Source organism: Acidovorax sp. sif0632, from assembly GCF_019218805.1.
Classification (GTDB): domain Bacteria; phylum Pseudomonadota; class Gammaproteobacteria; order Burkholderiales; family Burkholderiaceae_C; genus Acidovorax; species Acidovorax facilis.
This window is the reverse complement of sequence record NZ_JAHUWW010000004.1, coordinates 191,540-210,964: the sequence shown is the minus strand read 5'-3', so window position 1 is coordinate 210,964 and position 19,425 is coordinate 191,540. Positions and strand designations below refer to the sequence as shown.

16 protein-coding genes are annotated in these 19,425 nt (G+C 64.4%); 9 read left to right on the top strand and 7 right to left on the bottom strand.

Annotated features, from left to right (window positions below):
• Positions 1-98 precede the first annotated feature (98 nt).
• Positions 99-2,492, top strand: coding sequence for a GGDEF domain-containing protein (locus KW832_RS14640; RefSeq protein ID WP_218300506.1), 2,394 nt, complete (start codon positions 99-101; stop codon positions 2,490-2,492).
• A 108-nt stretch (positions 2,493-2,600) separates the two neighbouring features.
• Positions 2,601-3,491 carry an NAD-dependent epimerase/dehydratase family protein gene (locus tag KW832_RS14635; RefSeq protein ID WP_218300505.1) on the top strand — a complete coding sequence of 297 codons (891 nt, stop codon included), beginning with the start codon at positions 2,601-2,603 and terminating at the stop codon, positions 3,489-3,491.
• 25 nt (positions 3,492-3,516) lie between these two features.
• On the opposite strand, the gene KW832_RS14630 is transcribed toward KW832_RS14635, so the two are convergent.
• The 3 genes from KW832_RS14630 to KW832_RS14620 form a co-directional block, all read right to left on the bottom strand.
• Entirely contained in the window at positions 3,517-4,479 is a 963-nt protein-coding gene (locus tag KW832_RS14630) for an amino acid ABC transporter substrate-binding protein (protein WP_218300504.1), read from the bottom strand.
• A 101-nt stretch (positions 4,480-4,580) separates the two neighbouring features.
• Complete coding sequence (locus KW832_RS14625; RefSeq protein ID WP_055401531.1) at positions 4,581-5,357, bottom strand: aspartate/glutamate racemase family protein; 777 nt, start codon at positions 5,355-5,357, stop codon at positions 4,581-4,583.
• 12 nt (positions 5,358-5,369) lie between these two features.
• Entirely contained in the window at positions 5,370-6,260 is an 891-nt protein-coding gene (locus KW832_RS14620) for an amino acid ABC transporter substrate-binding protein (protein ID WP_121420826.1), read from the bottom strand.
• Positions 6,261-6,577: 317 nt separating this feature from the next.
• On the opposite strand from KW832_RS14620, the gene KW832_RS14615 reads away from it, so the two are divergent.
• Positions 6,578-7,795, top strand: coding sequence for a D-amino acid dehydrogenase (locus KW832_RS14615; protein ID WP_218300503.1), 1,218 nt, complete (start codon positions 6,578-6,580; stop codon positions 7,793-7,795).
• 20 nt (positions 7,796-7,815) lie between these two features.
• Here KW832_RS14615 and KW832_RS14610 read toward each other — a convergent pair whose 3' ends face one another.
• The 3 genes from KW832_RS14610 to yghU all read right to left on the bottom strand — a co-directional run bounded on the left by KW832_RS14610 (position 7,816) and on the right by yghU (position 10,548).
• Complete coding sequence (locus KW832_RS14610; RefSeq protein ID WP_121420828.1) at positions 7,816-8,742, bottom strand: LysR family transcriptional regulator; 927 nt, start codon at positions 8,740-8,742, stop codon at positions 7,816-7,818.
• Positions 8,743-8,991: 249 nt separating this feature from the next.
• On the bottom strand, positions 8,992-9,624 hold the full coding sequence (locus KW832_RS14605; protein WP_218300502.1) for a glutathione S-transferase family protein: 633 nt from the start codon (positions 9,622-9,624) through the stop codon (positions 8,992-8,994).
• Positions 9,625-9,645: 21 nt separating this feature from the next.
• Entirely contained in the window at positions 9,646-10,548 is a 903-nt protein-coding gene (yghU, locus tag KW832_RS14600) for a glutathione-dependent disulfide-bond oxidoreductase (RefSeq protein ID WP_218300501.1), read from the bottom strand.
• Positions 10,549-10,839: 291 nt separating this feature from the next.
• Between yghU and KW832_RS14595 the strand changes: the two genes are divergently transcribed.
• The gene (locus KW832_RS14595; protein ID WP_218300500.1) at positions 10,840-12,090 is read left to right on the top strand and encodes a hypothetical protein; all 1,251 of its coding nucleotides are present in this window, start codon (positions 10,840-10,842) and stop codon (positions 12,088-12,090) included.
• Complete coding sequence (locus KW832_RS14590; RefSeq protein WP_218300499.1) at positions 12,090-13,103, top strand: hypothetical protein; 1,014 nt, start codon at positions 12,090-12,092, stop codon at positions 13,101-13,103. The genes KW832_RS14595 and KW832_RS14590 overlap by 1 nt, the downstream gene beginning before the upstream one ends.
• A 187-nt stretch (positions 13,104-13,290) precedes the next feature.
• Here KW832_RS14590 and polA read toward each other — a convergent pair whose 3' ends face one another.
• Complete coding sequence (gene polA, locus KW832_RS14585; RefSeq protein ID WP_218300498.1) at positions 13,291-16,089, bottom strand: DNA polymerase I; 2,799 nt, start codon at positions 16,087-16,089, stop codon at positions 13,291-13,293.
• A 53-nt stretch (positions 16,090-16,142) separates the two neighbouring features.
• On the opposite strand from polA, the gene KW832_RS14580 reads away from it, so the two are divergent.
• The 4 genes from KW832_RS14580 (at position 16,143) to KW832_RS14565 (ending at position 19,315) form a co-directional block, all read left to right on the top strand.
• A complete protein-coding gene (locus KW832_RS14580; protein WP_055401044.1) occupies positions 16,143-16,502 on the top strand; it encodes a hypothetical protein in 360 nt (119 codons plus the stop codon).
• A 114-nt stretch (positions 16,503-16,616) separates the two neighbouring features.
• Complete coding sequence (locus tag KW832_RS14575; RefSeq protein ID WP_218300497.1) at positions 16,617-17,567, top strand: homoserine kinase; 951 nt, start codon at positions 16,617-16,619, stop codon at positions 17,565-17,567.
• A gap of 124 nt (positions 17,568-17,691) precedes the next feature.
• Complete coding sequence (locus KW832_RS14570; RefSeq protein ID WP_121422818.1) at positions 17,692-18,534, top strand: BPSS1780 family membrane protein; 843 nt, start codon at positions 17,692-17,694, stop codon at positions 18,532-18,534.
• Positions 18,491-19,315, top strand: a complete 825-nt coding sequence (locus tag KW832_RS14565) for a FecR family protein (protein WP_218300496.1) — start codon at positions 18,491-18,493, stop codon at positions 19,313-19,315. Before KW832_RS14570 ends, KW832_RS14565 begins: the two co-directional genes overlap by 44 nt.
• Positions 19,316-19,425: the final 110 nt, after the last annotated feature.

Here is a 19,425-nt window from a genome sequence, read left to right as displayed (position 1 = left end):
AAGCCGCAGTCTAGGCGGTTTGGAGCCTTGCCGCATTTGCCGGTACCGCAAACAGGGGCGCACTGCTAGACTTTCTGCGAACCTGGGACCTACCAACCATGCCCCCTGCTCCACCGCCAGCGCGCGAAGAACCTCCGGCTCTGCTGACGGCGGTCGTGTGCGGGGTCTGCGGCATGGGTGGGCTGGGGCTGCTGGCCTGGGCGCTGGCCAGCCATGTGCTGGAGGCGCCAGTGCGCGCTGCGCTGGTGGCTGCCGGGCTGGCGCTGTGGGCCATGGCCGGCCTGCACTGGCAGCTTGCACGGCGTGCGCAGCGCTGCCAGGTGGCGGCAGAGGCTGCACAGCAGGCAGCCCTGCAGGCCAGCGCACAGCTGTCGGCCACGCTCGACATCCTGCCCGACGGCCTGGCCATCTACGACGCGGACGACCGCCTGGTGCTGTGCAACACACGCTACCGCGAGGTGGCCCCGGGCATCACGATGGCGGTGGACTATGGAACACGGTTTGAAGACGTACTGCGCCGGGCCGCCGCTTCGGGCGAGATCCGGGACGCGCGGCCAGACCTGGAAACCTGGCTGGCGGGCCGCATGGAACGCCACCGGTCACCGTCCGGCCCCGAAGTGCAGGAGGTGCGGGGCGACCGCTGGATGCAGCTGACCGAGCGCACGCTCGACGGCGGCGGCGTGGTGGTGCTGCGCACCGACATCACCGACACCGTGCACAAGGAACGCGCGCTGAAACAGGCGCTGGCCGACGCCGAACGCGCAGAGCGCCGCCTGCACGAGGCGGTGGACGCCATGCCCGCCGGCCTCGATATCTATGACGAGAACGACAGGCTGGTGCTGTGCAACAACTTCATGGCCAACCTGCGCCCGCACCTGCCCGTGCAGACATCGCTGGGCAAGACCTATGAAGAACTGCTGCGTGAAGGCCTCCAGCACGGCATTCCCGAAGAAGCGCGCGGCCAGGAAGAGCTGTGGCTGGCCCACGAGCTGGCACTGCGCGGCCACCGCCCTGGCCCCGAGGTGCGCCACTACCCCAATGGTGCATGGATGCACATGCACGAAAGCCGCACCCCCTCGGGCATGACCGTGGTGGTGCGGCTGGACATCAGCGACCTGATCGAGCAGCGCCAAAAGGCAGAGGAAGCCCGCCAGGAAAGCCAGCGCATGCGCCAGTTGCTGGAGCGCGCGGTGGAGGCCCTGCCCGTCAGCATCGAGATCTTTGACGAGCAGGACCGGCTGGTGCTATTTAACCAGCAGCTCTCGCGCATGTACCCCCACATGAACTACGCAGAGCATCTGGGCAAAAGCTTTGCCGACATCCTGCGGTATTCGGTGCAGCGGGGGCTGGTCCCCTCTGCCAACGGCCGCGAGGAAACCTGGATTGCCGAGCGCCTGTCAGAGCACGGCAGCCGCACGTCCAACCTGGTGCAGCGGCTGGCCGATGGGCGCTGGATCAACATTTACGAAACCCGCACCCCTGAAAACTATGTGGTGGCGGTGCGCCTGGACATCACCGACCTTATCGAGCAGCGCCAGGCACTCGAAGCGGCGCAGGACGAAGCCCAGCAGGCGCGGCAACTGCTGCAGGACGCCATCGAATCGCTGCCCGAGGGGTTTGCGCTGTTCGATGCCGACGACCGGCTGGTGGTGTGCAACGCGCAGTACCGACGGCTGTACCCCATCTCGGCACCCATGATCGTGCCCGGTAGCACCTTTGAGCAAATTGCCCGCTACGGCGTTGAGCGCGGGCAGTACCTGGACGCAGTGGGCAACGAAGAGGCCTGGCTGGCCCAACGTGTGGCCGACCACCAGGCCGCCATCCAGTCCGTTTTGCAGCACCTGACCGACGGCCGGTGGGTACAGGCCGACGAACGCCGCACCCCCCAGGGCGGCATTGCCGGTGTGCGCACCGACGTGACCCAGTTGGTGCGCAAAGAGCAGGAACTGGCCGCCGCCAACGCCAAGCTGGCGCTGCTGTCCACCACCGACGGTGTCACCGGCATCGGCAACCGGCGCCGTTTTGACGACCGGCTGGCCACGGAATGGATGCGCTGCGGCAGGCACGGCCTGCCGCTGACCGTCATCCTGATCGACATCGACCACTTCAAGCTCTACAACGACCACTACGGCCACTTGGCCGGCGACGAATGCCTGCGCCGCGTGGCCCAGCTGCTGCAAGCCACCATCCGCCGTGCAGACGAAGTGGCCGCACGCTATGGCGGCGAAGAGTTTGTGCTGCTGCTGCCCGACGTGCCGTTGCCCGAGGCCGTGACCGTGGCACAGCGCTGCATGGACAGCCTGCGGGATGCCGCCCTGGCCCACCCCCGCTCCCCCACGGCGCCCATCATCACGTTCAGCATGGGCATTGCGAGTGTGGTCCCACGCCCGGAGGCCGGGTCTGACACACTGGTGCAGGCGGCCGATGCAGCCCTGTACCGCGCCAAGTATGGGGGCCGCAACCGCTTTGAGGTGTTTGACCCGGGCGCATGAACAGGCCCGGCGCCGCTGGCAGCAGCGGAGCACTCAGCGTTTTTTTCGTGCACCGCTCCAAGAACCCGCACCCGCCGATGACCTTCTTTCCTTTCAAAGGCACTGTTGATGCACATCCTGCTGACCGGCTCCACCGGATTCATTGGCCACACCGTGGCAGCGGCACTGACCCGCGCAGGGCACACGGTGCATGGCGGGGTTTCGCCCCGCCAGCGCACCGCGCAGCCGCTGCAGATCCCCATGGACTTTGCCCGCGACACCACGCCCGATGCGTGGCTGCCACGCCTGGCGGGGATCGACGCCGTCGTCAACGCTGTGGGCGTGCTGCGCGACAGCAGCGCACGCCCTATCGACGCCGTCCACCAGCACACCCCCGTGGCCTTGTTCAACGCCTGTGCTCAGGCGGGTGTGAGACGGGTGGTGCACATCTCGGCGCTGGGCATTGAAGGCAGCACCACGCGCTACGCCAGCACCAAGCGCGCGGCCGACGTGCATTTACAGGCCCTGGCCGCGCGGGGCGCCCTGAACCCCGCCATCCTGCGGCCCAGCGTGGTGTTTGGCAAAGGCGGCGACAGCAGCGCCCTGTTCATGAATCTGGCCCGCCTGCCCGTGGCGCTGTTCCCCGGCCCGATGCTCACGGCGCGCGTGCAGCCCGTGTCGGTGCACGACCTGGCCGCTGCCATCGTTGCCCTGCTGGGACCAGCCATGGCCACCCAGGGCCTCATTGAATGCCCGGGGCCTGAAGCGCTGACCATGGGAGATTTCGTCGCCAGCCTGCGGCAACAACAGGGCCACGGCCCCGCCCGCGTGCTGCGCCTGCCCGACGCGCTGACGCAGCTCAGCGCCCGCATGGGCGATGCGGTGCCCAGCGTGCCCTGGTGCACCGAAACCCTGAGCATGCTGGGCAGCGACAACGTGGGCAATCCGGCCGTGTTCGAGCAGTTGCTGGAGCGCAAAGGCGTGCATTACAGCCAGCTGGTGGCTACGGCCTGGCGTTGAAGGCCCACCCCGCGCGCCACCGTGCCTACTGCGGCACGTAGTCCGACGGGTACTTGAGCGAATCCACCAGCAGGTGCGGCATGCGCATGCCCAGGTTGATGCCTTGGGGCGGAATCGGCTGAGTGAACCACTTGTCATACAGACGGTGCAGCTCGCGGGTCTGGATCAAACGGCGCAGCTCGGCATCCACCACGGCCTTGAGTTCGGGGTTGTTGCGCTCAAACGCCACCGCATAGGGCTCGATGGTCATGGGCTTGCCGATGACCTTCAGGTCCTGCGGCTTGGTGTGGCTGGCGCGCAGGCCGTAGAGCAGCACGTCGTCCATCGCAAAGCCTTCCACCTTGCCACTCACCACCCAGCCGAAGCCTTCGGCGTGATCCTTGGCGGGCTCGATGCGCACGCGCACCGACTTGGTGGCAGCCTCGCGCGCCAGCGAATCAATGTTGGTGGTGCCCGCTGTGGATGCGAGTGTCTTGCCATCCAGGTCTTCGATGCGGGAATAAGGCTTGTCGCTTTGCACCACGATGCGCGACGAGGCAATGAAATGCGCAATGGTGAACGCCACGCGCTCACGGCGCGCGGCCGTGTTGGTGGTGGAGCCACATTCCAGATCCACCTCGCCTTTTTCAATGGCATCGAAACGGCTGCTGGAAGTGACCAGGCGGTAGGCCACCTTGGTCTCGCGCAGCTTGAGATGGCGCCCCAGCGCCTGCGCAACCTGAAGGCAAACATCCACGCTGTAACCCATGGGTGTTCCGTGGGCCACATAGGACATCGGCATGGACGATTCGCGATGGCCGATGACCACCACGCCGCTGGACTGGATGCGTTGTAGCGTCTTCCCCTGGGATGGTGACGACGGCGCCGCCTGCGATGATGCCGCCGCCTGTGCCAGCACCTTGCCGCCACCCGCCATGCCGAACGCAAGCGCAAGCACGGCCGCGCTCATGCTCCCGCCCAGCCTTTTTCCGACCGTCGCAACTGTCATGGTGTTCACCTTCAATCAAGAAGTCGCCACCCCAGGCAGACTGAGGACATGGCAAGAAAAAGGATTCGGCCGCTCACCAAGCCGACGGCAGTGCGCTGGGCTCAGCCCGCAGGATGGATGTGCCAGTAGGCATGCCGGGCCAGGGCCGAGGCCAGCACCACCGAGGGATTCACCAGCGAGAGCCCTTCGAGCCGGGGGTGCTCCGCCAGCGCCAGGGGAATCTCGGTGCAGCCCATGATCAGCGTGGACACGCCGTAGCGCTCCTGCAGCGCAATCGACACGGCCTCAAAGCGCTGTCGCGCCAGCGGATAGTTGCCCGCCTTCACGCCGTCGTAGATTCCCTGCATCAACTGCTCGCGCTCATGGTCGTCGGGTACAAAGCAGGCGATGCGCGCACGCTCCAGCTCACGCTGGTACAGGCCCGCGTCGTAGGCGCCGCGTGTGGCCAGTAGCCCCACGCCCTGCACCTTGCGCGCCGACAGCTCGGCTACCACCTCCTGCACGCCGTGCAAGACCACCATCTGTGGAAACCGCTGCTGCAGGATGCCGTGCCAGGCATGGGCCGTGTTGCAGGCAATCGCCACCACCCGCGCGCCCAGCGCAGCCAGCCGCCCGGTGGCCTGCAGCATGGGGTCTGCGGGCTGGTGCGCGCCGGGGCGCGTGTCGTTCAGCGCGGCCGTGCGGTCCGGTATGGGCACCTGCGCCAGCCAGTGCTCGGGGTAGGCCTGGTCGTGCACCGGAATGCCCAGCACCTCCATGCGGTCGGTGCAGGCCTGCACGAACAGGCGCACAAAGTCAGCCCCGGCGGCCGGGCCCATCCCGCCCAGAATCCCCACCACCTGCGGGGCGTGGGGGTGGCTTGCAGACACTAAAGACATGCGCGCTCCGGCTTACTGTGCGGGCTTGTCGCTTTGGGCCACCAGGTTCTCGCGCAGCTCCTTGCTCATGGCCAGGTTCAGGTTCTGGTTGCGCGGTGGCACGGGCGACATGAACCACTTGGTGTAGAGCTTTTCGAACTCGCCCGACTTCATCATCCCGCCGATCACGCCGTTGACCAGCGCCTGGAACTGCGGGTCGTCCTTGCGCAGCATGCAGGCATAGGGCTCCACCTGCAGCGAATCGCCCACCACCGTCCAATCGGCCGGGTTGCGCTGGTTGCCCATCAGACCGAACAGCAGAATGTCATCCATCGCAAACGCTTCCGCCCGCCCCGTTTCCACCAGCAACACGGAGTCGTCATGGTCTTTGCCAAGCACGATGTCCATGTCGAGGTTGTTATCGCGGTTGTACTTGCGAATCACCTGTGCGTTGGTGGTGCCCGAGGTGCTGGCCACCTTCTTCTTGGCCAAGTCTGCGTAGTTCTTGACGCCCGATGTCTTCTTGGTCAGCAGGCGCGTGCCAGTGTAGAAGTAGTTGATGGCAAATTGCACATCCTTGCCCCGCGCCGTGTTGTTGGTGGTCGATCCGCACTCCAGATCGATGGTGCCGTTGGTCAGCAGCGGAATGCGGTTCTGCGATGTCACCGCCTGCAGTTCCACCTTGAGGGCGGGGTTGTTCACGCGCTTCTTCACGGCATCTACCACCGCGTTCGAGATGTCCACCGCAAAGCCCACCGGGGCACCGGGGCCCGAGAGGTAGCTGAAGGGCACCGATGACTCGCGGTAGGCCAGCGTGATCTTGCCCGACTCGGCAACCTTCTTGAGGGTGTCGGCACTGGCCATGGTGCTGGCCAGCAGGCCGGTGAGCACGATGGCGGCGGAGGTGACGGCGGAGAGCTTCATGGGAATCCCTTTGCGAAAAATCAGGTGGACGGTTGAAAAAGCGAGACGCAGGGGCACTGTAAAAATTCGCGCCGCACTTGAACAATTCATTTGCACGGGTACGTCATGACCAAAAGTTATGCCGCCGATCTGGTGCACACCGCCGCACCATCCAAGTGCCATTTTTCCCATTCCGCGCGGCAGTTCCGTGCTATGTGCCTTCCATCGGTGCACACGCATAACTTCTCGGCATGGCTGCGCATGGCATTGGCATTGTTCAAAGGCCCGCCCTCACCCTACATTGACTTTCAGTCAACCAACAACGTAGAACACACAAGATGCAGGTATGTGTCCTTGGCGCGGGCATCGTGGGCCTGGCCACCGCCTATGAGCTCCACCAGCGTGGCATGCAGGTGACCGTGATCGACCAAGCCCAGCCCGGTGCTGGCGCCAGCGGCGGCAACGGCGCGCAATTGAGCTACAGCTATGTGCAGCCCCTGGCCAATGCCGGCCTGTGGCGCCAGTTGCCAGAACTGCTGCTGTCGCCCCGCTCGCCGCTCAAGATGCGCCCGCAGTGGGACGTGCACCAGTGGCGCTGGGGCCTGGAGTTTTTGCGGGCCTGCAACCGGCGCACGTCCGAGCGCAGCACCCAACACCTGCTGGCCCTGGCCGCACTCAGCCGCCAAGGTTTTGAAGCCATGCTGCAAGCCGAGCAGCTGGACTGCAATTTCTCCAACACTGGCAAGCTCGTGCTGTACAGCACCCCTGCGGGCCTCGCCGCAGCGCAGCAGCAGATGGAACTGCAGCGCGCCTGGGGCAGCGAGCAGGAAGCCGTCTCGCCCCAGCGCTGTGTGGAGATCGAGCCCGCACTGCAGCACTACCAACGCAGCATTGCAGGCGCCATCTACACCCCCAGCGAATGCGCGGCCGATTGCCTGGCGGTGTGCCAGGGACTGCAGCGGCTGCTGGCGGCACGCGGGGTGCGCTTTGTGCTGGGCACGCGCGTGGAGGGCTTTGTGCACCATGCGCGGCGCATTGCAGCCGTCCAGACCAGCGCGGGCGCCATCGAGGCGCAGCAATTTGTGCTGGCTCTGGGGAGCGCCAGCCACCAGGCGGCAAAGACCCTGGGCTTTCGCCTGCCCATCTATCCGCTCAAGGGCTACAGCGTCACGCTGGATACGACGGACGCTGCCGGTGCAGCGCCCCGCGTGAACGTGACCGATGCGGCGCGCAAGGTGGTCTTTGCACGCATCGGCCGGCGCCTGCGCGTGGCCGGCATGGCCGAGCTGGTGGGGCACGACGACCACATTCCCCCCGCGCGCATTCAGAGCCTGTGCGAGGCCGCCCGCGCGCTGTTCCCCGGCTGCAGCGACTTCGGCGAACTGCACCCCTGGACCGGCATGCGCCCAGCCACGCCCACGGGCGTGCCGCTGGTGGGAAGGCACACCCACGCCCCCGGCAACTTGCTGCTGAACACAGGCCACGGCGCGTTGGGCTTTACGCTGGCGTTTGGCACGGCCGCGCAGGTGGCCGAGCTGGTGGTGCCGACAGCCTGAGCAGCCCTCCCCACACGGCGCTATTCGGCCTCCCGCAGACCCACGGACTCCAGCGTCTCGGCCACCGCTTGGCGCATGCACTGCGTCATGGCGCTGGCCAGCAGCGAGCTGGGCCGGTTCACGGTGCGCAATGACTTGATGGGCACGGCAATGTGCGGCGCCAGCGCCAGCACATCCACCTTGCTGCGGTCGGCCGAAGCAGCCGTGCAGGTGTCCACCACCGCCACCGCATGGCCGTGGTGCGCCAGGGCCAGCGCGGCGTGGTAGGTCTGCACCGTGATCGCCGTCTGTAGGCCAACGCCGGCTTCACGGCAGGCATGGCTGACCACCGTGCCGATGGGGTCGCGCACGTCGAGCCGCACGACCGGCGTATCGGCCAGATCGGCCAGGTGCGCCACGCCCGCATCCACCAGCGCCGCACCCAGCATGCCCTTGGGCGCCACACACACCATGCGGCCATCTGCCAGGTGCTCCTGCGTGAGCGCAGGGTGGGCGATGGCGCTGAACACAAAGCCCACATCCGCCTCCTGCAACACCAGGGCCGACACGATCTGCGGAGAATGGAGCGCGTCGATGGTGACCTTCACATCCGGGTGCTTCTGCCGAAAGAACCGCAGCGCGCGTGGCAATACCTCGTAGCTCAGCGCCAGCACGCTGAGGATGTGCAACTCGCCCTCGCGCTGATCGCCCTTCAAGCTATTGGCCAGGCGCTGCACATCGTCCAGCTGGGTGAACAAACGCTCGATGTGCGGGTACAGCGTCTGCGCCTCGGTGGTGGGCACCAGCTTGCCCTTGAGGCGATGGAACAGCGGAAAGCCCAACTGCAGCTCGGCATGCGCCAGGATGCGGCTGACCGCTGGCTGTGTGACGTTGATGAGGCGGGCCGCCGCACTCACGCTGCCGGTGAGCATGACGGCGTTGAAAACTTCTATGTGGCGAAGGCGCATGGGCTAACAATGCAAGGAACAGGCCCGATGCGCAATCCTTGCATCCACCCATTGCGACTCAAACGGGGACTAGTGTGCTGTCCCGTAAATAGCTGCACGAAATGAAATCGGTGGCATCGCGCCCAGGGCAAGGCGCAAACTGCAGTGATAGCCGTAGCTATCGCGAGGATTTGCAACGCAGCCCTGGGGGTGAGGACGCGATTTCATGTGCAGTTATTTGCGGGACAGCACACTAGAGCAGCGCGATGGTTAGAGCGACATCGACGGCCGCTGCGCCATGGCTGCACGCCAGCGCAGCAGGTGCGGGTGCTGCTCGCCGGGCTTGTGCTTGACCACGCGCGCAAAGTCCACCGCCACCACCGCCGTGATGTCGGCCACGCTGAAGCGGTCGGTGGCAATGAAGTCGCGGTCCGCCAAGCGCTCGTTGAGCAACTGAAAGAATTGCCCCACGCGCACCAGCCCCCGCTCGGCCAGCGCCGGTATTTGCGGGTAGTCCACCGCGCCGGGCAGCGCCCGGTTGGCCATGGCGGGTGCGCTGTTGCGCAACGCCTCGGCAATGGCCAACAGGCCCTCGAACTCCATGCGCCAGTTCCAGCTGGCGATCTCGGCCTTTTCTGCGGGCGTTTCGCCCAGCAATGCAGGCTGCGGGTAGCGCGCATCGACATACGCGGTGATGGCCGCGTTGTCGGTCAGCAGCAAACCCTCTTCGGTGCGCAGCGCGGGCACCGTGCACTGCGGGTTGATCTGGCGGTAGGCATCGCCCAGTTGCTCGCCATTGCGCAGGTCCACCTGCACGGTGTCGTGGGCCACACCCTTTTCTGCCAGCAGGATGCGCGCGCGGCGCGGGCTGGGCGCGGTGGCGCAGTCGTACAAAGTGATCATGGTGACGCCTTGCAAAAACACTCAGCGTGCGGGTGAAGAAGCTGCTGCCGCAGCCTCGATCTTGTCCTGCGTCTTGGTGTCAAAGTCGCTGGCGTCATGCCGCTCGCGCAACTGGCTGGCCAGGTCGCCGTTGACGCGGTTGACCTTGCGGCCACGCTGCACCGCCGGGCGCTTGGCCACCTGTTCGGCCCAGCGCACCACATGCGTGTACTCATGCACCTGCAAAAACTCGCCCGCGTTGTAGGCCTGCCCTTTCACCAGCAAGCCATACCAGGGCCAGATTGCAATATCCGCCACCGTGTACTCATTGCCCGCCACGTACTCGGTCACGGCCAGGCGCTGGTTCAGCACATCGAGCTGGCGCTTGGCTTCCATCGCATAGCGGTCGATCGCGTACTCGATCTTGACCGGCGCGTAAGCATAAAAATGCCCAAACCCGCCGCCCACAAATGGCGCACTTCCCATCTGCCAGAACAGCCACGACAGGCACTCCGCCCGCGCCGCGCCCTCTTTGGGCAAAAAGGCACTACCGAACTTTTCAGCCAGGTACATCAGGATGGCGCCGGACTCGAACACCCGCACCGGGTTGGCGGGGTCGGTGCGGTCCAGCAGGGCCGGGATCTTGGAGTTGGGGTTCACAGACACGAACCCGCTGCCAAACTGCTCGCCCTCGTTGATGCGGATCAGCCACGCGTCGTACTCCGCCCCGCTGTGGCCCAGCGCCAGCAACTCTTCCAGCATCACCGTCACCTTCACGCCATTGGGCGTGCCCAGCGAGTAGAGCTGCAGCGGGTGCTTGCCCACAGGCAGCTCTCTATCGTGCGTGGCGCCTGCAATGGGCCGGTTGATGCTGGCGAATTGACCGCCGTTTTCTTTGTTCCATTGCCAGATGGCGGGGGGGGTGTAGGGGGTGGGATCGGGCATGCACAGCTCCAGGCAAATGGTGTGGACAGTGGCAGGGTCGCCAGCGGTTGACGGATGAGTTTAGCGATGCGAATCGGTGTCTGCTGGACTATGGCGAATGGGCTCACAGCGATAAACCGGTTGAACATATCTGGCGCTTCGTTCTGGGCGGGTGGAATGCAGCGATTGCGCGATGCCGACCGAGCGCCGCCAACGCTAACTGGTTCAAGCCCGCTTGCAGCCGCTAGAAATTGCCGCAGCCTAGACTCGCGGTTCCTCGCCTTATCATCACGGAGAGAGGGAGTGCCCAAAATGGACGACAAAACCAAGGGCGCATGGATCATTCACCATGCGCGCAAGCTTCAATCAACGTTGAGCCAAGACTTTGATGCTATCGGCTTTGCCGGCAAGAGTGGCACCCTGCTTTCAGCGATCTCAGCCGAGCAGCAGCTTCAGATTCCGCAGGGCCGTCTCGATGCTTTGGCGAAAGCAAACCACATCAGCCCCAAGACCGAACTACCGGCCATCGTGGCTGAACTTACACGCCAACGCCTCATCCTTCCTGGCGCGGGTGCTGTCGAAGTCATCGGCCTGACCGGACGAGGCGTGCTCCAGTCGACTGCTCGAATCTTCGATGAAAGCAGCCACGAGAAGCACGAAGAAATTGTCATCACTGTCTCAGATGCGGCTTCGGAGAATCCGCTGACGGACGTGTCGGCAGTCGAAGCGCTATCCGATGAATTCAAGTTACCGAACAAAGAGATTTTGGACACCCTCCAGTTGGGATGCAACATTGGCTTTTTTGACTCGGAGACGATTTCGCCGACTGAGAAGCTGCTGTTTATCGGCAATCTTTTCCGCCGTGAGGATGCGCGCAAAATTAACGGCGTGCTGAGTTCCCTTGGTGCCGGCGAAGCAGCAACGCTGAACGAACTAAACGCAAAGCTGCAGGCTTCGGGCTGCCTTCCACTCCAAACCGCCACAGACATGCTCGGTCAGGATCTTTTTGACCGCCTGCATTCCATCGGCATGTTCGACGTGAACGTTGTCGGAAACGACAAGGGCAAGAACTTCTTTGTGACAAGGCCTGCTGCCTTCTCGAAATTCAGCGACTCCATTGCTGACGATGCGCTCGATCTTGCAAAGGCCCTCGTCGCATCGCTGACCTATGGCATGACTATTAGCAGTTACTACCGTGGGCGCATTCAGATGGTTTCCGCCTTAATGAATAAGCTGATTGCTGGTGGCATGGTCGGTCCAGCGACTGCTATCGGCAACGACTATCAAGCACTAGAGTTCAAGGGTGTAGTCGAAGTAACTGCAGCGCGCGGAGGTATGTTCAACATGAAGCTGCTAAAGCCTGAGGTCGGCCGACTGGCCCTCGCCGTGATCCAGCAAGGCGATATCACGGCAGAGGCCGTCGCCAACTTGCCAGGGGCCAAAGTTACGGAGTACCTGGGGCCAGAGGTGACGCGTGAGGTGAAGCGCAAACATTCCACAGAAGCCGTGAAACTCAAGGCGAAGAATTTGCTGCAAGAAATTAGAACAGGTGGGCTTCGCTAATGACCGAACAAATCCCCAAGGGTCCAGCTGCCGAAGAGGCTCTGCGCAACTATTTTCTGAACATCGGCTACTTCGTAGCGCGCGGCTGCAAGTTCACCTACAACCGCTTCGATGTGACCGACGTCGATCTTTGGCTGTACGCCAGGAATTCGCCGCTCAGCCGTGAGCGGGTGAACGTTGACATCAAAAACAAAAAGACGCCTCAGGCCCTCGAGCGAATTTTCTGGGCTAAAGGGTTGCAGACCGTCCTGGGGCTGGACTCTTGCGTTGTCGCCACCACGGACAGTAGGCCTGACGTCCGAGACTTCGGGCTGCAGCATGACGTGAAGGTACTGGACGGCAAATTCCTCGCTCGCCTGACCAAGAGCGCAAAAAGCCAGCAAGACCGAATCAGTGAAGAAGAATTCCTGCAGGAGTTGGACGATGGGGCTCTTGGGCGGCTAACTGGCGACTGGCGCGGCCGCTATGAACTCAGTAAAGCCAGACTCCTGCACTCGTTAAATTTCGACGGCTGCAATGCGTGGCTGGAAAACATAAGCCTGCTGTTGTCGGATATTGGCGCCGGCATTCCACGCTGGAGGCTCCTCTATGTCACCTGCGCACACCTGCTGATCGCAATCGATTTCATTCTTCGTGACCACGTCACCTCGGATCATGATCAACGAAAGGCCATCCTCGATGCCGGCATCCGCTTTGGAGAGTCCGGTCAAGCCTTCACGGAAAAGGTAAGCAGAATCGCAGCATCGCTGGTTGAAAGCGTTGCCGCCCAGCCAGGCTTAGCGTTAACGGTACAGCAAGAAATCGAGGATCAAGCATCACAGGTCAAAGCCGAAATATTGGCTGAGTTCTTTGCCAAAAACACTTCTGGCTTTTTCGACATCGCGCTACAGCTTGAGGGCGCCGCGTTTTCTCCGGCTCTGCCGATGCCCAGCGCACTACCGGCGAGCTGCCAGAGCGTCATTGGCGTGTTGGCCGACTTCTGCGGTGTGGATCGCAAGTTAGCGATTCAATAGGCATGGCAAGATAAAAACCTTCAGTCGTCATGGTTTGCTTGGCGCGAATCGCCTCCATCTCTACGTTCAGCGAACCGCCGCGCATCGCTTCCAAACATATCAAATTTGATAGCAGCTTGCGCTTGCTGAATAAGCGCTAGCGACTAAAAACACTGAATTCCTGGCCCACTACGGCTGCGTCCCAGCGTCAGTGCGCCTTATCCCAATTAGCCCCAACCCCCACCTCCGCCAACAACGGCACCTTGAGCGCAGCCACCTCCGCCATCAGACGTGGGATGTGGGTCTTGAGCCAGTCCACCTCGCCCTCGGGCAGCTCGAACACCAGTTCGTCGTGCACCTGCATGATCATCTGGATGCTGGGTTTGTGGGCATCCAGCTCCTTCTGAACCGCCACCATCGCCAGCTTGATCAGATCGGCCGCCGTACCTTGCATAGGGGCATTGATGGCGGCGCGCTCGGCTCCGGCGCGGCGGGGGCCGTTGGGGGAGTTGATTTCGGGCAGGTACAGGCGGCGGCCAAACACGGTTTCGACATAGCCCATGGATTTGGCGGCTGCCTTGGTCTCGTCCATGTACTGCTTCACGCCGGGGTAGCGCTGGAAGTACTTGTCGATGTACGCGGCGGCGGCCTTGGTTTCGATACCCAGGTTCTTGGCCAGGCCGAAGCTGCTCATACCGTAGATAAGGCCAAAGTTGATGACCTTGGCGTAGCGGCGTTGCTCGCTGGTGACTTGCTCGACCTCCACCCCAAACACTTCGGCGGCGGTGGCGCGGTGCACGTCCAGCCCGGCGTGGAAGGCGTGCAGCAGCGAGTGGTCGCCGCTGAGGTGGGCCATGATTCGCAGCTCAATTTGGGAGTAGTCGGCACTCGCAATCACTCGGCCTGCGGGCGCCACAAAGGCCTCGCGCACGCGGCGGCCTTCGGGGGTGCGGATGGGGATGTTCTGCAGGTTGGGGTCGTTGCTGGACAAGCGGCCTGTGACGGCCACGGCCTGGGCGTAGTGCGTGTGCACGCGGCCTGTGCGTGGCAGCGCCAGCTGGGCCAGCTTGTCGGTGTAGGTGCCCTTGAGCTTGACCAGGCCCCGGTGCTCCAGCAGCTTGGCGGGCAAGGGGTAGTCCTCGGCCAGCTTTTCCAGCACTTCTTCGTCGGTGCTGCGGGCGCCGGTGGCGGTCTTCTTGACCACGGGCATGCCCAGCTTGTCGAAGAAGATTTCGCCCAGCTGCTTGGGGCTGCTCAGGTTGAAGGGCTGGCCTGCAATTTCGTACGCCTCGGTTTCGAGCTGCAGGATGCGCTGGCCCAGCTCGTGGCTTTGGGCGGCCAGCGTGGGCGCGTCGATGAGCACGCCGTTGCGTTCGATGCGGTACAGGGCCTCGCTGCTGGCAATTTCCAGCTCGTAGATGAAGCGCAGTTTGTCGTCGGCCTGCAGCAGCGGCCACAGGGCGTTGTGCACGTCCAGGGTCTGGTCCGAGTCTTCGCACGAATAGGCAGCGGCCTTGTCCACCGGCACTTGCGCAAACGGAATCTGGTGCGCGCCTTTGCCGCACAGGTCTTCGTAGGTGATGCCTTTGCGGCCCGTGTGGCGCTCGGCCAGGCTGGTCAGGTTATGGGGCTTGTGCACTTCGAGCACGTAGCTTTGCAGCATGGTGTCGTGTGTGTAGCCCTGCACCTCGATGCCGTGGTTGGCGAACACATGGCGGTCGTACTTGATGTGCTGCCCCAGCTTGTGGTGCTTGGGGTCTTCCAGCCAGGGCTTGAGACGGGCGAGCACTTCATCCAGCGGCAGTTGCGCGGGCGCATCGGGGCCTTCGTGGCGCAGGGGAATGTAGGCGGCCTCGCCGGGCTGCACACTGAAACTGATGCCGACGATTTGTGCGCGCATTTCGTCGAGAGAGTCTGTTTCGGTGTCGATGGCCGCGAGTGGGGCTTTGTGCAGGCGATCCAGCCACTGGTCGAAGTCCGCCCAGTTGAGGATGGTGTCGTACACCACGGTGCGGTGCTGGGCTTCTTCGGCCACGGTGCTGGCGGAGTGGTCGGCAAACAGATCGCCGCTCTGGCCGGGCATGGCGACGGTGGGGGCTGCTGTGGCCGGGGCTGCAGCACCCTTGATCGCGCTGGCCAAGCCCTTGAAGCCATACTTTTCGTAAAACGGCAGCAGGCCGGCGTTGTCCGGCGTGTCCAGCGTGATGTCGTCAAACGCGGGCAACCCGGGGATGTAGTCGTCCAGCGCGCAATCGGTCTTCATGGTGACCAGCTGGCGGCTCAAGGCCAGTTGGCCGCTGGCGATCGCCTCGCGCAGGTTGTTGCCTGCCACACCCTTGATGGCGTCGGCGTTGGCAATCAGGTTGTCGAGCGAGCCATATTCTTCCAGCCACTTGGCGGCCGTCTTGGGGCCCACCTTGGCAACGCCGGGCACGTTGTCCACGGTGTCGCCCACCAGCGCCTGGTAGTCCACCATCAGCGTGGGTGGCACGCCAAACTCTGCTGTCACGCCCGCCACATCGCGGCGCTTGCCGCTCATGGTGTCGATGATGGTAATGTGCTCGTTGACCAGCTGGCTCAAATCCTTGTCGCCGCTGGACACGATGACCTCAATGCCCTGTGCGGCCGCCACGTGGGCTAAGGTGGCGATCACGTCGTCAGCCTCCACGCCGGGCACGGCCACCACCTTCCAGCCCAGCAGGTCCACCACCTCATGGATGGGCTCGATCTGGCTGCGCAGGTCGTCGGGCATGGGCGAGCGCGTGGCCTTGTACTCGGTGTACAAGGCATCACGGAAGGTGGGGCCCGAGGCGTCGAACACGCACACAGCGTAGTCGGCCACCACCTCTTTGCGCAGGGCCTGCATCATGTTGATCATGCCGCGAATGGCACCGGTGGCAGGGCTTGTGGGGTCGCCCGGCACCGCCCGCAGGTCGGGCATGGCATGGAAGGCGCGGTAGAGGTAGCTGGAGCCGTCCACCAGCACCAGGGTCTTTTTGTCAGTCATGCACGGATTGTGCACGGCCGGACTCCACCCAGGCAGCGCTCTACAATCGCCCGATGCGCGCTCTCTACCTCCTTTTGCTGCTGGGCATTGCCTCCGGCACCGCCCTGGCCCAAAATCCAAGCCAAAATGCCCCTCAGGGCACGACGGACAAGCGCGAAGCGCTCTCAAATCAAGAGCAATCTGCAGGCCGCACCAACCAGCGTACCGAGCGCATCCAGGTGGAAGACGCGGGCAGCCGCGTCGATGAGCTGCGTGTGGGCGGGCAAACACAGACGATTTCGGTGCAGCCCAAGACCGGCAACATGCCCGGCTATGAAGTGCAGTCGCCCGATGGCGCACGCAGCCGCGCAGGCAGCAACAGCGGCGCCGAGACCACCACCGCCCCGCGTGTCTGGAACGTGCTGAAGTTCTGAGGCCCCTGCGGCGACTGCGGTATTTGGCAGCGCCACCGCGCGGCCCCCATGAAGCCGCTGCACGCCCTGCCCTTCTTCTGCCAGTTTTTCATTTCTTTGTAACCCCCCTGAGCGATGGCCGTTTTTACCGAAGTCTCCAACACCGAGGCGCGCGAGCTGCTGCGCCGTTTGCAACTGGGTGAGCTGGTAGAGCTGCGCGGCATTGAGGGTGGCATCGAAAACACCAACTACTTTCTGACCAGCGACCAGGGCGAGTTCGTGCTCACGCTGTTCGAGCGCCTCACGGCCGAGCAGCTGCCGTTCTACCTGTACCTGATGAAACACCTGGCGCACGGCGGCGTGCCCGTGCCCGACCCGCGTGCTGACAAGAACGGCGACATCCTGCACACCGTGTGTGGCAAACCCGCTGCGGTGGTGAACAAGCTGCGCGGCAAAAGCCAGCTCGCACCCCAGGGCGTGCACTGCGCGGCCGTAGGCACCATGCTGGCCCGCATGCATCTGGCGGGGCGTGGGTTTGACCGGCACCAGCCCAACTTGCGCGGCCTGCCCTGGTGGAACGAAACCGTGCCCGTGGTGCTGCCCCACATCGATTCGGCCCAGGCCGCCCTGCTGCGGTCCGAGCTGGCCTACCAGAACCATGTGGCGGCCAGCGCAGCGTATGCCGCACTGCCCAGGGGCCCCGTGCACGCCGACCTGTTCCGCGACAACGTGATGTTCGATGGCGAGGAGCTCACGGGTTTCTTCGACTTCTACTTTGCGGGCGTGGACACCTGGCTGTTTGACCTGGCGGTGTGTCTGAACGACTGGTGCATCGACCTGGCCACCGGCGCGCACGACGCCGAGCGCGCCACCCGCATGCTGGACGCCTACCAGGCAGTGCGCCCGCTCAACGCGGCCGAACGCGAACTGCTGCCTGCCATGCTGCGCGCCGGTGCCTTGCGGTTCTGGATCTCGCGCCTGTGGGACTTTTACCTGCCGCGCGAGGCCTCGATGCTCACGCCGCACGACCCCACCCATTTCGAGCGCGTCTTGCGTGCTCGCCTTGCACACCCAGTGCACGCCTGAGCCCTTGTGCAGTGGCCGGAATGGGCTGCTGGGGTAAATTCCAAGCTATCGCACTGCCATGGGCGGCCTTCTGGCTGCCGGCAATGCCCGGGCGCAGGCCCCACCTTTCTTCAGCAGCACCTTCATGAAACTCCACATCGTCCCCGCCCGCACTGGCATGACCTGGGTCAAGCTTGGTATACGGACGTTCTGGAAGCAGCCCATGGCATTGGCAGCGCTGTTTTTCATGACCATGGCGTCCATGTCGCTGGCCTCCATGATTCCACTGGTCGGCCCTGCGGTGGCGCTGATGCTGTTGCCATCGGCCACCCTGGCCATGATGGTGGCGGCGGCGCAAGCCTCGCAGGGTCGGTTTCCCACACCGGCCGTGCTTCTGGTGGCGTTTCGTACCGGGCAGCAGCGGCTGCGTGACATGCTCGTGCTGGGCGCCCTGTACGCGGCTTGCTTTCTGGCGGTGATGGGCCTGTCGGCCCTGATCGACGGCGGGCAGTTCGCCAAGGTGTACCTGGGCGGTGCCCAGCTCAGCAAGGAAGTGGCCGAAGACCCGGCGTTCCAGAGCGCGATGTGGCTCTCCATGGTGCTGTACCTGCCGCTGTCGCTGCTGTTCTGGCACGCCCCGGGGCTGGTGCACTGGCATGGCGTGCCTCCGGTCAAGGCGCTGTTCTTCAGCATCGTGGCCTGCGTGCGCAACTTCAGCGCATTCCTGGTCTATGGGCTGGGCTGGCTGGGCGTGTTTCTGCTGGGGGGGCTGGTGGTGGCGCTGGTGTCGGCACTGCTGGCCACGGCGGGGCTTGCGGCATCGGCGGCTGGCGGCATCATGGTGGGTGCCGCGTTGATGATGGCGGCGATGTTCTTCACGTCGGTGGTGTTCACCTTCCGTGACAGCTACGAGCCCCCTTCAACCCCAGAACCCGAGCCGCCCCATGACACACCACCACCCGACTCCCCTGCTCCTGGGCCGGACTGACAACGAGCTTCTCTGGCACCGGCGGCGCAGCCTGTTGCAGGCAGCCGCCGCGTGGGTGGCCGCTGGCGGGTGGATGGCCGCACAGGCGCAATCGGGCAGCAACATCGTCGAAGTGCGCGGGGATGTGCTGCGCAATGGGCAGGCGCTGACGGCACAGGGCAGCATCGCCGCCGGTGACCGCATCGAAACGGGGCCGGGCTCCACCGCCATCTTTGCCGTGGGCAACAGCGCTTTCATGGTGCGGCAGAACACACGCCTTGCGCTGGAGGGCGACACGCCGACCGCCGTCAAGGTGCTGCGGGTGCTGACCGGCGCGGTGGCCAGCGTGTGGGGGCAAGGCACCGACCGGCAGGTGATTTTGCCCACCGCCACGGCGGGAATCCGGGGCACCGGTGTGTATGCCGAGGTGTTCCCCGAGCTGGACCACCGGGGCTACTTCTGCAACTGTTATGGAACGGTGGACCTGGCCGCTGGCAACGAAAGCGTGGTCAGCCAGTCGGTCTACCACCAGTCGTTCTGGGCCGAGCCTGCGCCGCGCGACGGCCGCCTTCTGACCCCTGCAGGTGCCATCAACCACACCGACGAAGAGCTGGAGTTTCTGGCTGGCCTCATCGGCCAGCGCACGGCCTGGCAGATTGCCGGGCGCAAGGGCACCAAAGACGGCAGCGGGCAAATGGGCTACCCCGCGCCCGGCGGCACAACGCCAGGAACCACACCGCCGGCACCCACTGCCCCCACCCGCGCCGTGCCACCGCCCCCCGGCGACACCAGCACCTACTGACCGCCGACCGCGCCCCTGGCAACGCGCCCACCGGAACGCACAAGGCCCACTGGCCAGTGGGTTGCCCTGTTGGTGGCAACCCCCTGGCCAGTGGGCCGGGTCGGTCAAAA

What these genes read in the sequence shown, in the direction of transcription:
- KW832_RS14640 (WP_218300506.1), top strand. Translation starts at nt 99, where the DNA reads ATGCCCCCTGCTCCACCGCCAGCGCGCGAAGAACCTCCGGCTCTGCTG.
- KW832_RS14635 (WP_218300505.1), top strand. Translation starts at nt 2,601, where the DNA reads ATGCACATCCTGCTGACCGGCTCCACCGGATTCATTGGCCACACCGTG.
- KW832_RS14630 (WP_218300504.1), bottom strand. Translation starts at nt 4,479, where the DNA reads ATGACAGTTGCGACGGTCGGAAAAAGGCTGGGCGGGAGCATGAGCGCG.
- KW832_RS14625 (WP_055401531.1), bottom strand. Translation starts at nt 5,357, where the DNA reads ATGTCTTTAGTGTCTGCAAGCCACCCCCACGCCCCGCAGGTGGTGGGG.
- KW832_RS14620 (WP_121420826.1), bottom strand. Translation starts at nt 6,260, where the DNA reads ATGAAGCTCTCCGCCGTCACCTCCGCCGCCATCGTGCTCACCGGCCTG.
- KW832_RS14615 (WP_218300503.1), top strand. Translation starts at nt 6,578, where the DNA reads ATGCAGGTATGTGTCCTTGGCGCGGGCATCGTGGGCCTGGCCACCGCC.
- KW832_RS14610 (WP_121420828.1), bottom strand. Translation starts at nt 8,742, where the DNA reads ATGCGCCTTCGCCACATAGAAGTTTTCAACGCCGTCATGCTCACCGGC.
- KW832_RS14605 (WP_218300502.1), bottom strand. Translation starts at nt 9,624, where the DNA reads ATGATCACTTTGTACGACTGCGCCACCGCGCCCAGCCCGCGCCGCGCG.
- yghU (WP_218300501.1), bottom strand. Translation starts at nt 10,548, where the DNA reads ATGCCCGATCCCACCCCCTACACCCCCCCCGCCATCTGGCAATGGAAC.
- KW832_RS14595 (WP_218300500.1), top strand. Translation starts at nt 10,840, where the DNA reads ATGGACGACAAAACCAAGGGCGCATGGATCATTCACCATGCGCGCAAG.
- KW832_RS14590 (WP_218300499.1), top strand. Translation starts at nt 12,090, where the DNA reads ATGACCGAACAAATCCCCAAGGGTCCAGCTGCCGAAGAGGCTCTGCGC.
- polA (WP_218300498.1), bottom strand. Translation starts at nt 16,089, where the DNA reads ATGACTGACAAAAAGACCCTGGTGCTGGTGGACGGCTCCAGCTACCTC.
- KW832_RS14580 (WP_055401044.1), top strand. Translation starts at nt 16,143, where the DNA reads ATGCGCGCTCTCTACCTCCTTTTGCTGCTGGGCATTGCCTCCGGCACC.
- KW832_RS14575 (WP_218300497.1), top strand. Translation starts at nt 16,617, where the DNA reads ATGGCCGTTTTTACCGAAGTCTCCAACACCGAGGCGCGCGAGCTGCTG.
- KW832_RS14570 (WP_121422818.1), top strand. Translation starts at nt 17,692, where the DNA reads ATGAAACTCCACATCGTCCCCGCCCGCACTGGCATGACCTGGGTCAAG.
- KW832_RS14565 (WP_218300496.1), top strand. Translation starts at nt 18,491, where the DNA reads ATGACACACCACCACCCGACTCCCCTGCTCCTGGGCCGGACTGACAAC.